The sequence below is a fragment of the Brevibacterium yomogidense genome (assembly GCF_016107685.1).
Lineage (GTDB): Bacteria > Actinomycetota > Actinomycetes > Actinomycetales > Brevibacteriaceae > Brevibacterium > Brevibacterium yomogidense.
In genome coordinates this window covers 352,495-364,775 of sequence record NZ_JABASY010000001.1, presented here as the reverse complement: position 1 = coordinate 364,775, position 12,281 = coordinate 352,495, and the positions used below count along the sequence as shown (strand labels likewise).

Sequence of the window (12,281 nt, the reverse complement as noted above, 5' to 3'; positions counted from 1 at the left end):
GACTCCCGTCAGAGCGAGTCGAGGGTCCTCTCCAGATCGGACAGGAGGTCGTCGACGGTCTCGATGCCCACGGACAGGCGCACTACGTCCTCGGGCACCGCAAGCTCTGTGCCGCGGACGGAAGCGTGGGTCATCGCCTCCGGGTAGTTCACCAGCGATTCGACGCCGCCCAGCGATTCCGCGAGTGTGAACAGCTCGAGGGATTCGGCGAACCTCCGCGCGGTGGGGCCGTCGGCCAGCGCCAGTGACACCATGCCGCCGTACCCGCTCATCTGGGAGCGTGCGATGTCGTGACCCGGGTGCGATTCGAGCCCCGGGTAGTAGACGGTCTTCACCGCCGCGTGACGATCGAGGAACCCCGCGATGATCCCGGCGTTGGCACTGTGGCGCTCCATGCGGATCGCGAGGGTCTTGAGTCCGCGGGTCGTGAGGAACGCGTCGTGCGGACCGCTGATCGCTCCGGCAGCGAACTGCTGGAACTCGACCTTCTCCGCCAGGGCCGCGTCGCTCGTGACGATCGCTCCGCCCACCACGTCGGAGTGGCCGCCCAGATACTTCGTCGTCGAATGGACGACGACGTCCGCACCCAGGAGCAGGGGTCGCTGCAGTGCGGGGGATGCGAAGGTGTTGTCGACGACGACCAGGGCACCCGCCTCGTGCCCGATCCGGACGAGCGCGGCGATGTCGGCGACCCCCATGAGCGGGTTCGACGGGGTCTCGACCCAGAGCACCCGCGCGGGTGCCTCCTGCAGGGAGGTGCGGACGGCCTCGGCGTCGGTCATGTCCACGATCCGCAGGTTCACACCCCACGGCCCCAGGATCCGATCGACCAGGCGGTGGGTGCCCCCGTACACGTCGTTGCCCATGAGCACGGTGTCACCGGGGGTGAGCGCAGCGCGCAGCAGCGCGTCCTCGGCGGCCAGTCCGGATGCGAAGGACAGGCCGAACCGTCCGCCTTCCAGCACGGCGAGCTGCGTCTGGAGAGCGGTGCGGGTGGGATTCGCGCTGCGACCGTACTCGTAGCCGTTCCGCAGGCCCCCGATCCCGTCCTGCGCGTAGGTCGAGGACACGTGGAGCGGCGGGATGACCGCGCCCGTCGTCGGGTCGTGGTCCTGTCCCGCCCGGATCGCCAGGGTGTCGAACCCCAGGTGCGCGGTGTCGGGCCGGTCCACTGCCTCGGGCTGATCGGTCACTGTGCTCCTCCTCCTGCGGTGTCTGCCACCGCGCCATTCTCGGTCTGTGCCGCAACGTCGTCCGCGGTCATGTGGCCGCGCTCCACCATCCAGTCGTCGTCGAAGACCTTCCCCATGTATCCGCGGCCGGAATCCGGCAGGAGGACGACGACCACCGCGTCGTCCGGCAGATCCTTCGCGGTGCGCAGCGCGGCGACGACCGCCATGCCGCTGGATCCGCCCACCAGCAGGCCCTCTTCACGAGCCAGACGTCTGGTCATCGCGAAGGATTCCGCGTCCGTGACGGTCTCGAACCCGTCCGGGATCGCGGGGTCGTACGTGTCAGGGATGTAGTCCTCGCCCACGCCCTCGACGTCGTAGCCGAAGGCGTCTCCACCGGCGTAGATCGACCCGTCGGGGTCTGCGACGATCACACGGACCGCCCCGTCCGACACCTCTTTGAGGTAGCGGCCGGTACCGCTCACGGTGCCGCCGGTGCCGGCACCCACGACGAAGTGGGTGAGCCTGCCGTCGGTGTCGCGCCAGACCTCCGGGCCCGTCGACTCGTAGTGGCTGCGTGGTCCGTTCTGGTTGGAGAACTGGTCCGGCTTGTACCCGCCGGGGATCTCACGCGCCATCCTGTCGGACACCGAGTAGTAGGACTGGGGGTCGTCGGGTGCCACACCGGAGGGGACGACGACGACCTCCGCTCCGTAGGCCCGCAGTGTCGCCCGCTTGTCCTCGGAGACCTTGTCGGGGCAGACGAAGATGCACCGGTAGCCCCGCTGCTGGGCGACGATCGCCAGGCCCACACCCGTGTTGCCGCTGGTGGGCTCCACGATCGTGCCACCGGGCTGCAGTGCTCCGGCTTCTTCTGCCGCATTGATGATATTCACGGCGATGCGGTCCTTCACGGACCCGCCGGGATTGAAGTACTCGACCTTCGCGAGGATCGTCGCGCCGATGCCCTCCGTCACCCGATTGAGGCGGACGAGCGGGGTGTCACCGATGAGGTCGGTGACGGTGCTGGCAAAACGCATGGAGCTCCTCGTCATAGATCGTCATACCCGAGCATAGGCGGGTGAGGGAGACCGCGCACTGTCGCCGGAGCGTCTGGCAGGAACGGGTCTCTTCATCGGGTGGCCCAGACCAGCAGTGCCACCGGTGCCAGCGCGATCACCCAGAAGACCCCGATCCAGATCACAGAGGGGAATGGGGTGAGGCGGCCCAGGACGGAGGCGTCGGAATCGCGCGCCCGCCGACGGAGGTGGAGGCGGGTGAGATTGGCCAGCGCGCGAACGCCCCCTGCCCATTCGAAGAGTCCCGCGGCGAGGAGGACGAGGACGGTGACGGGTTCCGGTGCCCACAGCAGCAGGGCTGCGGCGCCGGCGATGCCCGCGAGCGTTGATCCGACCGCGATGAGACCGCGCATGAAGAGCAGGGCGGCTGCGGACACGCCCAGCACGATGCCCACTGCCGCGGTCGTCCAGACCTGGGAGCCGGTGGTCCACGCGGCGGCGGCCGCACACACCATGAGCGCGCCGACGAGGGGAGGTGCCGGGTATCCCCAGAAGCTCGTCCAGGCGACGGAGTCCGACCGGCCCGTCGAGGTGGTGAGCCCGGAGTGGTCTGTGTTCACCCGGATCCGCATCCCCGTCCGGCCGCGCACCGCTCCCGCAAGTGCGTGACCCAGTTCATGGACCATCGTGACCCAGACACCGGTGATCCGCCAGATCCCGTTCGGCACCACGAGCACGCCGGCGATGAGGACGGCGATCGCCACGACGCTCAGCAGTTCGTGGCCGTCGAGCCGTTCGAGCAGTGCGGCGCCCAAGCCGTCCATCGTCACCCCCACGTGTCCCTCGGTCCGCGTCCCTTCACACTCTTCCTGCCGCGGGTGAAGGAACGCTGAGCGGGACCGTGGATCTCGATGTCCTCCACGACCCGGCGGCCCATCTCCCGCTCGATCTTGTCGAGGAGTCCGTCCTTGAGGATCCGCAGCTGCGTCGCCCACGTCGTCGACGAGGTCCGCACGACCAGCGTGGGCGGGTCGAACCGCTCCACCGTGCAGTGGGCGGCGACCTCGTGGCCGACGAGGTCCGGCCATCTGCTCGTCACCTGTGCGACGTCGAGGCTGGTCTCCCATCCGCGCTTGCTCGCCAGCTTCGAGAACAGTCCTGCGAGCGGTCGCGGGTCCCGAGGGTCCTTCCCCGCGCCGGTGTAGGCGACTTCGCCGAGGCCACCGTGCCTGCCACTGTCCCGGTCCGCGGCGTCCATGCGCCCGTCACCGGAACGGGGCCCGCCATGCCAGTACCCGGCCCCCGGCCGAGGTGCGACATCCGCCATCCGCCGTGCGCGGTCGAGTGCTTCCAGCGCAGCTCCCGACAGCGGTGCCCGCGTCCGGTCCACGGCGCCGAGGCCCCCACCCGTTCCGGGCGACGGCTCGCTGGGGAGGCCCCCCGGTGAGCTGTGGCTCTGCCGCGGCGTCATCGGGGGCTCGCCACTGCGGTGAGGTCGACCGTCCGTCCCACGAGGTCAGCGGGGATCTCCGAACCGACGGCCGCCGTGATGAGGACCTGTTCCGCCTGCGTGACCATGTGGGCGAGACGGGCGCGGCGCCCGGAGTCCAGTTCTGCGAAGACGTCGTCGAGGACGAGGACGGGCTGGTCGTCCGGGTCGCCGGAGTCCGCCCGGAGCAGGTCCCACCCGGCCAGTTGGAGTGCGAGGGCCAGGGACCAGCTCTCGCCGTGGGACGCGTAGCCCTTCGCCGGCACATCTCCGATCAGCAGTTCGACGTCGTCCCGCTGCGGCCCGACCAGGGTGAGACCCCGGTCGATCTCCTTGTTCCTGCGCGACAGCACGGCGTCGACGATCACATCGACCGTGCGCAGTACCGCGTCGTCGGCGGACAGGTCGACGGCCGTGTAGTCGATCCGTGACCGGTACTGTGCCGAAGCCGCTCGCCGTGATTCGCGGGCGTCCGCAGCCAGTGCGGAGAAGTGCGTGTCGATATGGGGTGCGAGGTCTGCGAGCAGCCGGCGACGGCCTACCACCAGGGCGGCTGCGGCCTCGGCGTACGCCCGGTCCCAGATGTCCAGTGTCGAGGCCAGCCCCGGGTTCGGTGCGTTCTTGAGGTTCTTCAGCAGCGCATTGCGCTGCCGCAGCGCCTTCTCCGTGTCCGCGAGCACTCCCGCGAACCGGGGGTTGCGGGCCACCAGCAGCGAATCGAGCCAGCCCCGACGTTCACCCGGATCGCCCTTCACCAGGTCGAGGTCCTCCGGAGCGAAGACGACGCAGGGGACCAGGCCGAGGATCTCACGCACACGGACGGGGGTGCGGTTGACCCGGGCGCGGTTGGCGCCCTTCGCCTTGATCGTCACCTCTGCCGTCACGTGCCGTTCGCCCCGGTGGACGCGGGCGGACACGATGGCCTGCTCCTGACCTGCCCTCACCAGCGGCAGGTCGTGGGGCACCCGGTGGGACTGCAGTCGCGACAGGTACCCGATCGCCTCGACGAGGTTCGTCTTCCCCCAGCCGTTCGGAGCGACGAACGTCGTCACCCCGCGGTCCAGGTCCAGATCGAGTGTGTCGTAGGACCGGAAGTCACGCAGGGCGAGTCTGCTCACCCACACGCAGCGACCACCTCGGATTCCGGTGCTTCAGAAACGGATGATGGGCATGAGCAGGTAGCGGTACGAATCGTCGTGCTCGCCGTCCTGCTCCTTCTGTCCCGTGATGACGACGGACTTCTTGGGCTCCGTCATGGAGAACCGCACGAACGGGTGCTCGATCTGCGCGAGTCCTTCGGAGATGAAGAGCGGGTTGAAGCCCGTCGTGATGTCCCCTCCGGTGATGGATGCGGGCAGCGACTCGGACGCCTGCGCGTCGTCGCCGGCCCCGGCGCGCAGCGTGATCGCACCGTCGGCGAACTCGAAGCGGATCGGGGTGTTGCGCTCTGCGACGAGGGCGACACGACGGACGGCTTCGCGCAGCGCGGAGGTCTCCACGACTGCGGCGATGGGAGCGTCCTTGGGGAACAGCGAACGGACCTTGGGGTAATCGCCCTCCACCAGCAGCGACGTCGTCTCACGGCCGTTCGCCGCGAAAGCGAGCATGTCCTTGCCGCCGGACTCCGACAGGCTGATGCGGATGTCGCCGCCCATCGACTTCGCGGCGTCGGACAGCGTCTTGCCGCGGATCAGCGCATTGCGGGCGATGTCGGGAGTCGACGGTGACCAGGTGAATTCGCGAACAGCCAGGCGGTAGCGGTCGGTGGCGAGCAGAGCGACGCGGTCGCCCTCGATCTCCACACGGACACTCGTGAGGATCGGGACCGTGTCGTCCTTCGACGTCGCGATCGACACCTGGGACACGGCGTGCTGGAAGTCGGAGGCCGCGACGAGTCCTGTCGCTTCGGGGATCTCCGGCAGAGCGGGGTATTCGTCGACGGGCATCGTCATGAGGGAGAACCGCGACGAGCCACAGGTCAGATCGACCTTCCCGCCGTTGAGCTCGAGTGTGACCTGCTGGTTCGGCAGAGCCTTGGAGATGTCCGCGAGCAGACGGCCGGACACGAGGAACGTCCCCGCAGCCTCCACCTCGGCGCTGATCTCGGTGCGCGACGAGACCTCGTAGTCGAAGACGGCCAGGCGGACCGTGCCATCGGCTTCCGCAGTGATGAGCACACCCGTGAGGACCGGGGAGGACGGGCGCTGCGGGAGTGCCTTCGTCGTCCACGTGACAGCCTCTGCGAGCACATCGCGCTCGACTCGGAACTTCACTTGCTCGGATGCTGCGTTCACGACACTCCTGCGGTTCGCACTGCTGACTTCTGACGGTGGGCGAAAGCCTTGCGGCCACACCCGCTGACATGCGGACGGGCAGGAATGCACTCTACCTCACCCGAGGCCCTGCTCGTGCAGAGGTCGGACCGGTCTGCGGCGTGGGTCGTTGACTTCAGCGAGGATCCGTGGTTCATCCCTGCGGGTCTGTCACCTGCGCTTCTGCACGTCTGTTCGCGGGAGCTGTTCGAATACGCTCACGTCACGCTGTGCAGATTCGCAGAGACAGGACCCTGCGTTTTTCGTATGGGTGTATGGGTTGTCGTGCAGTGGGCGGTCAGCAGGATGGATCGCGATGAGTTGAATAGGTAGTCAGTAGTAGGCACTGTGGAAACTGTGGACAGACGCCCGAGATCGTTGCGAGACCGGGCATCGGCGGTGTCGATCGCTGGTGGACGGACTGTGCACGCATGAGCCTTCGCCGGTGCATGCCTGTGTAATCACATCGATGTGACCCACAGGCATCACCAGGCCGACGCGGAACCGTCCCCCGCTCGGTCCACGTCCCGAGCGGCGTTTCCCACAGAGTTTTCCACAACTGTGTATTACACGCTTCATAGTCGATGCTGTTGTTTGATGCGGTTCGTGAGTTCGGTGACCTGAGTGTAGAGCGCCCGTCGTTCCGCCATCTGCGTCTTGATCTTCTTATTCGCGTGCATGACCGTCGTGTGGTCGCGGCCGCCGAACTCCTGGCCGATCTTCGGCAGGGAGAGATCGGTGAGTTCGCGGCAGAGGTACATCGCGATCTGACGAGCGGTTGTGAGGGTGCGTGACCGGCTGCCGCTCTGCAGATCCTCGATGGACAGGGTGAAGTAGGCGGCGGTCTGCCCCATGATGTCCGCGGCGGTGATCTCCGGGGTGTCGTCCTGGGTGATGAAGTCCTTGAGGACAGTCTCCGCCAGGCCCACGTCGATGACCTGGTCGTTGAGGTTCGCGAACGCGGTGACGCGGATGAGTGCGCCTTCGAGTTCGCGGATGTTCGAGGACACCCTGCTCGCGATGTACTCGAGTACCTCCGACGGCACGTCGAGTTTGTCGGTGAACGCCTTGTTCCTCAGGATCGCGAAGCGTGTCTCGAGGTCCGGCGGCTGGACGTCGGTGAGCAGCCCCCATTCGAACCGCGACCGGAGCCGCTCCTCGAAGCCCTTGAGCATCTTCGGAGGGTGGTCGGCGGTGATGACGACCTGCTTGTCCTCGTTGTGCAGCGCGTTGAATGTGTGGAAGAACTCCTCGATCGTCGCGTCCTTGCCCTGGAGGAACTGGATGTCGTCGATCATGAGGATGTCGACTTCGCGGTAGCGGCGCTGGAACGCGGGCCGCAGGGTGTTCGACGTCGTCTGCGATCCCACCGTGTTGATGAAGTCGTTGACGAACTCCTCACTGGACACGTAGCGCACCCGGATCTCCGGATAGAGCTGCTGGGAGTAGTGGCCGATCGCGTGGAGCAGGTGGGTCTTCCCGAGCCCCGAGTCGCCGTAGATGAAGAGCGGGTTGTACGCCTTCGCCGGCGATTCCGCCACGGCGAAGGCGGCCGCGTGTGCGAAGCGGTTCGAGGCGCCCACGACGAATGCGTCGAACGTGTACTTGGGGTTGAGCAGGCTGGAGGAGCTCTCACCGTCCGGTCCGTGGGGGGCAGGGGTGCCTGTGTGGGAGAAGGGTGCCGATGACCCCCTCGCCGAGGCGCTGCGCTCCGCGTGCTCCGACGTCACCCACCGCTGGGGTGCGCTGCCGATGCCGTGATCGACCGATGAGGAGGCCGGGTGCTGCGATGGCGGCGCGGTGGCGACAGGAGCCGGCGCGGATCCCGTCCGGGGCGCGGGCATCGGAGGTTCCGTGATCCCACTCAGGGGGGAGGGCAAGCCGGTGGCTCCGCCGGTGTGTGCCGGAGCGGAGCCGGTGGGGTCCGAACCGTCGGATCCCTGCGCGGGCGATCCGTATGCGGTGGCCTCCTGCGGGTCGGTCACGTGCGTTGTCTCACCGTGTGCAGGGTGCGCCGCAGCTGGGGCAGGGATCTCTGCGGGAGGTGGACCGGGTTCGGCGGGGACTTCCGTGTGTGCGGTGCCGACGGCGATGGCGAGGGTGACCTCATGACCGACGAGCCTGCCGATCTCGCGGGCGAGTGGCTCTCGCAGATCGGTCTCGAGGTTCCGGCGGTGCAGCTCGGACGGCACAGCGAGCACGTAGATGGAATCGCCGATCATGCCCTTCGGCATCGTGCCGGCGAGGAAGCCCTTGTGCTGGTTGAGGATGGTGGGATCGTTCAGCAGATTGGTGAGGACCTGGGTCCAGATCTGCTCAGGATCGTTCTGCGTGGTGTCCACCCTCGTCCTTCCGAAGTCCATGGCGTCTTGTGATTCCCCAGCCCGGTCCGCCCACAGGTGTGGACGGAGGGCTCGATGACGTCCACATAGTTTTCCACAGATTGTGCATACGAACCACGAGAGTCCCGGATTCATCCACATCGGTGGACAACCGTGTGGAAATCACACCCGTGTCGTTTGTGGACGTGGTTGTTCACGGCGTCTGTGAACAACCCTGTGTGCGGCTGATGCTGCGAATCAGTCGACCTTGTGTGCGAGAGCACATGACCCGACGTTCGCTTCCACGTTGCCCGCTGCACATGTCGCCGTCGCCCGAACGTCGCCTTCGACAGGCGGTTTGACCGCTGTACCAGCACACCCCTACGATGGAGTGTCCTGTGTTGCGGGTCTAAACCCCGGTGTGTGCGCACTTCCCCGTGTTCCCCTCGACGCAGGAGTGGGCGGCCGGACGACTCGTCAGTGCGCAGATCTCATCAGCGCGAAGGATTCGGCCTGCATCCCGCCTCAAGTGGAACCGCACGTCAGCTGTGTCTGGCGACGATCGATGGAGTAAGAAGTGAGCAAGCATACTTTTCAGCCGAACAACCGCAAGCGCGCCAAGACGCATGGCTTCCGCCAGCGCATGAGCACCCGTGCCGGCCGTGCGATCCTCGCATCGCGCCGCCGCAAGGGACGCCGCGCTCTGTCCGCCTGATCATCAGGCTGAGGCGTCACCCTCGTGTTGCCTCGTGACAACAGGCTCCGTACGTCGGTCGACTTCCGCACTGCCTTCCGGGCAGGCGTGAAGGGGACCAGCGGTCATGCCCTGGCTCACCTGGCGCGCACCCGCGAATCCCACGCTCCGCGCGTGGGATTCGTCGTTTCCAAAGCTGTGGGGAACGCTGTGACACGGAATCGTGTGAAGCGGCGCGCCCGCGCCTGGGCTGCACAGCACGTGCCGGAACTGGAAGCGGGCGATCTGCTCGTCATCCGGGCGCTGCCGGCATCCGCGGAAGCGGACTTCTCTGCGCTCACCCGGTCGCTGGACCGTGCGCTGCGCGCAGCGGAGCGCCGCCAGCGCAAGCGGGACGAGGCTGCTGATGCGCGCCGGTGAGGACACTGAATCGTCACTGCCGGCATGGCCGACCGGGCGCCGCGCACGTGCTGTTCATGTGCTGCGCATCGCGCCGCGGATGCCGTTCGTCTGGTTCATGAAGCTGTACCGCACGATCATCTCCCCGCTCTACGGGGATGTCTGCAGGTACTACCCCAGCTGCTCGAAGTATGCGCTGGACGCCTACGAGGTGAAGGGCGCCCTGCGCGGGACGCTCATGGCGGGCTGGCGTGTGCTGCGGTGCAACCCGTTCTCGCGGGGCGGTGTTGATCATGTGACGGGATCGGTGCTCGAAAGGCGCAGCACACAGATCTGGGCGCAGGGCGGACCTGCGAACAATGGCAGAATGTATAAGCGGTAAAGACTTCAGAGGGTCGTGGTCGCGGGGACCGTGCCAGGACCGAGGAGAGTGAATGGGCTTCTTCGATACGCTGCTCTACCCCTTGCAGTGGGTGGTCGCGTGGATCCTCGCGCTGTTCCACGAACTTCTGACCTTCTTGGGCATGGAGCCCTCACTGGGTTGGACGTGGGTCCTGTCGATTGCGGGCCTCACCATCGTCGTGCGCGGTGCGCTCGTGCCGCTGTTCGTGCGTCAGATCAAGTCGCAGCGCAAGATGCAGATGATCCAGCCCGAACTCCAGCGCCTGCAGAAGAAGTACAAGGGCAAGAAGGACCAGTTCTCCCGACAGGCGATGGTCGAGGAGCAGCAGGCGCTCTTCAAGAAGCACGGCACCAGCCCGTTCGCCTCGTGTCTGCCGCTGCTCATCCAGATGCCGATCTTCCTGAGCCTCTTCAGGGTGATCAACCACATTCCTCAGATCGCCTCCGGCGAGATCAGCCCCGTGGGTGGCATGACGGTGGAGCTGGCGCAGCAGATGGATGGTGCCGATGTCCTCGGTATCCCGCTGTCGTCGACGTTCCTCACCGGTGACATCGGGACGAAGATTCTCACCGCGATCCTCATCGTCATCATGGCGGGCACCCAGTTCTGGACCCAGCGTCAGATGATGACGAAGAACATGTCCGAAGCGGCTCTGGACAACCCGTTCATGCAGCAGCAGAAGATGATGCTGTACTTCATGCCCGTGGTGTTCGGCATCGGTGGCATCTACTTCCCGCTGGGTGTCCTCATGTACTGGCTCGTCTCCAACTCGTGGACCATGTTCCAGCAGATGTTCATCATCCACAACATGCCGACACCCGGCTCCCAGGCGGAGCGCGATCTCATGGAGCGCCGTGCGCGCAAGGGGAAGTCGCCGCTCCCCGGTGCTTCGCCCATCGCGATGAAGGAGCAGACGGAGACGCCTGAGCCCGAACCGGAGAAGAAGGTCAGCGGTCAGCGTCCACAGCCTGTCAGCGCCAATCGCAAGAAGAAGCGGAAGAAGCGCAAGAAGTGACGACGAACGAATCCGCAGCGGCGATTCGACACGACATGGAGGAACGACGATGAGCGACTCGACGGATACGACTGAGCATTCCTCACTCCCGAACGACAGCGACGCAGCGTCAGAGCACACCGACCTGTCAGCGGAGTCCGCGGACACGGCTGCGGAGTCCGCAGGCGGGGCGGCCGACGCCGGGGACACCGGCGGTCAGCGCCCCAGCCGTACGGAGCTGCTGGAGGAGGAGGGCGACATCGCGGCCGACTACCTTGAAGAGCTCCTCGACATCGCGGATCTCGACGGAGACATCGACATCGACGTGGCCGATGGTCGGGCGCAGCTTGCCGTCGTCAACGAGGAGGGCGGCGACGGGCTCCGCGTCCTCGTCGGTCGTGACGGTCAGGTGCTGACTGCACTCCAGGAGCTCACACGCCTCACCGTGCAGGCACAGACTGGACAGCGGTCCTGGCTCATGCTCGACATCGACGGCTACCGGGACCAGCGGAAGAACGAGCTGCGCCGTGTCGCGCAGGAGGCCGTGGAATCGGTGCAGAGCGACCAGGAATCCGTGGCTCTCCGCCCGATGAACAGCTTCGAGCGCAAGGTCGTCCACGATGTTGTGGCGAAAGCCGGCCTGCGGTCAGAATCCGAAGGCGAAGGCGATCGCCGTCACGTGATCGTCCATCCTGCGTGAGCGACGCTGACATGGCTCACGAATCGGAGGCGGCAGAGCTTCCCGACGCACAGATCGAGGAGCGACCGGATTACGCAGAGACGCTGTTCGGTGATCGCATCCGCCTGGCGGACAGGTACGCGGAACATCTGGCCACGACGGGAGTCGAATGGGGCCTTCTGGGTCCTCGAGAACTCCCGCGCCTGTGGAGCCGCCACATCATCAACTGCGCTGTCGCCGCGTCTCTGCTCGAAGAGGGCGACGTGGTCGGCGACATCGGTTCCGGTGCGGGGCTGCCCGGTATCCCGTGGGCGATCGCGCGACCCGACACCCGGATCGTGCTCATCGAGATCATGGAGCGCCGGGTCGAGTGGCTGCGCATGGTCGTGGACGACCTGGGGCTGGAGAACGTGCGCATCGTACGCGCACGTGTCGAAGACCTCGTCGACGAGGAAATCTTCACCGTCGTGACGGCGCGTGCGGTGAAGGCGATGACGACTCTCATCGAATGGTCGGTGCCTGTTCTGGGGCCGGAGGGACGGATCCTTGCCATCAAGGGGGCGTCGGTCCAGGGAGAGCTCGATAAGGCCGCGCGCCTGATCCGCAAGCGCAAGCTCGTGGGCCCGACTCTTCATTCTCTGGGCGAGGGAATGATCGAGACACCAACGACCGTGGTGGAGCTGCAGCGGCGATGAGTCTCGACCGTCAGCACCACAAATAGAACGTGAGTTCTATAGGTGGGTGCTGACAGGGATCAGCGCCCGCCGCTTGTTTCACGTGAAACGCTGGCCGGGTGACG

The 12,281-nt window shown here is 66.4% G+C and carries 13 protein-coding genes; 6 read left to right on the top strand and 7 right to left on the bottom strand.

What is annotated here, in order from left to right; translation table 11 throughout:
* Positions 1-8: 8 nt before the first annotated feature.
* The 7 genes from JFC09_RS01550 to dnaA form a co-directional block, all read right to left on the bottom strand.
* Positions 9-1,193: a cystathionine gamma-synthase gene (locus JFC09_RS01550; RefSeq protein WP_332839608.1), complete on the bottom strand. Its 1,185-nt coding sequence runs from the start codon at positions 1,191-1,193 to the stop codon at positions 9-11.
* Complete coding sequence (locus JFC09_RS01545) at positions 1,190-2,212, bottom strand: pyridoxal-phosphate dependent enzyme (RefSeq protein WP_198392221.1); 1,023 nt, start codon at positions 2,210-2,212, stop codon at positions 1,190-1,192. The genes JFC09_RS01550 and JFC09_RS01545 overlap by 4 nt, the downstream gene beginning before the upstream one ends.
* A 92-nt stretch (positions 2,213-2,304) precedes the next feature.
* Positions 2,305-3,015, bottom strand: coding sequence for a M50 family metallopeptidase (locus JFC09_RS01540; RefSeq protein ID WP_232483095.1), 711 nt, complete (start codon positions 3,013-3,015; stop codon positions 2,305-2,307).
* Positions 3,016-3,017: 2 nt separating this feature from the next.
* Complete coding sequence (locus JFC09_RS01535; protein ID WP_332839607.1) at positions 3,018-3,581, bottom strand: DUF721 domain-containing protein; 564 nt, start codon at positions 3,579-3,581, stop codon at positions 3,018-3,020.
* Between the two features lie 77 nt (positions 3,582-3,658).
* Positions 3,659-4,798 (bottom strand): DNA replication/repair protein RecF, encoded by a 1,140-nt coding sequence (gene recF / locus JFC09_RS01530; protein WP_408610935.1) that lies wholly within the window; start codon positions 4,796-4,798, stop codon positions 3,659-3,661.
* Positions 4,799-4,831: 33 nt separating this feature from the next.
* Positions 4,832-5,974: a DNA polymerase III subunit beta gene (gene dnaN / locus JFC09_RS01525; protein ID WP_198392217.1), complete on the bottom strand. Its 1,143-nt coding sequence runs from the start codon at positions 5,972-5,974 to the stop codon at positions 4,832-4,834.
* A 593-nt stretch (positions 5,975-6,567) separates the two neighbouring features.
* Complete coding sequence (gene dnaA / locus JFC09_RS01520; RefSeq protein ID WP_332839606.1) at positions 6,568-8,334, bottom strand: chromosomal replication initiator protein DnaA; 1,767 nt, start codon at positions 8,332-8,334, stop codon at positions 6,568-6,570.
* A gap of 556 nt (positions 8,335-8,890) precedes the next feature.
* Here dnaA and rpmH point away from each other — a divergent pair.
* Genes rpmH through rsmG form a run of 6 tightly spaced genes read left to right on the top strand, consistent with a single transcriptional unit; the run spans position 8,891 to position 12,177 of the window.
* Positions 8,891-9,028, top strand: a complete 138-nt coding sequence (gene rpmH / locus JFC09_RS01515; protein WP_198392215.1) for a 50S ribosomal protein L34 — start codon at positions 8,891-8,893, stop codon at positions 9,026-9,028.
* Positions 9,029-9,052: 24 nt separating this feature from the next.
* Positions 9,053-9,427: a ribonuclease P protein component gene (gene rnpA / locus JFC09_RS01510; protein ID WP_198392214.1), complete on the top strand. Its 375-nt coding sequence runs from the start codon at positions 9,053-9,055 to the stop codon at positions 9,425-9,427.
* Complete coding sequence (gene yidD / locus JFC09_RS01505) at positions 9,414-9,788, top strand: membrane protein insertion efficiency factor YidD (protein WP_198392213.1); 375 nt, start codon at positions 9,414-9,416, stop codon at positions 9,786-9,788. Before rnpA ends, yidD begins: the two co-directional genes overlap by 14 nt.
* Positions 9,789-9,840: 52 nt before the next feature.
* Positions 9,841-10,824, top strand: coding sequence for a membrane protein insertase YidC (yidC, locus tag JFC09_RS01500; RefSeq protein ID WP_198392212.1), 984 nt, complete (start codon positions 9,841-9,843; stop codon positions 10,822-10,824).
* Positions 10,825-10,873: 49 nt separating this feature from the next.
* Positions 10,874-11,503 (top strand): Jag family protein, encoded by a 630-nt coding sequence (locus tag JFC09_RS01495; RefSeq protein WP_198392211.1) that lies wholly within the window; start codon positions 10,874-10,876, stop codon positions 11,501-11,503.
* 11 nt (positions 11,504-11,514) lie between these two features.
* A complete protein-coding gene (gene rsmG, locus JFC09_RS01490; protein WP_198392752.1) occupies positions 11,515-12,177 on the top strand; it encodes a 16S rRNA (guanine(527)-N(7))-methyltransferase RsmG in 663 nt (220 codons plus the stop codon).
* Positions 12,178-12,281: the final 104 nt, after the last annotated feature.

Excerpts from the sequence above, each read along its gene's own strand:
- JFC09_RS01545 (WP_198392221.1), bottom strand. The coding sequence starts at position 2,212 with ATGCGTTTTGCCAGCACCGTCACCGACCTCATCGGTGACACCCCGCTC.
- JFC09_RS01540 (WP_232483095.1), bottom strand. The coding sequence starts at position 3,015 with ATGGACGGCTTGGGCGCCGCACTGCTCGAACGGCTCGACGGCCACGAA.
- yidD (WP_198392213.1), top strand. The coding sequence starts at position 9,414 with ATGCGCGCCGGTGAGGACACTGAATCGTCACTGCCGGCATGGCCGACC.
- yidC (WP_198392212.1), top strand. The coding sequence starts at position 9,841 with ATGGGCTTCTTCGATACGCTGCTCTACCCCTTGCAGTGGGTGGTCGCG.
- JFC09_RS01495 (WP_198392211.1), top strand. The coding sequence starts at position 10,874 with ATGAGCGACTCGACGGATACGACTGAGCATTCCTCACTCCCGAACGAC.
- rsmG (WP_198392752.1), top strand. The coding sequence starts at position 11,515 with ATGGCTCACGAATCGGAGGCGGCAGAGCTTCCCGACGCACAGATCGAG.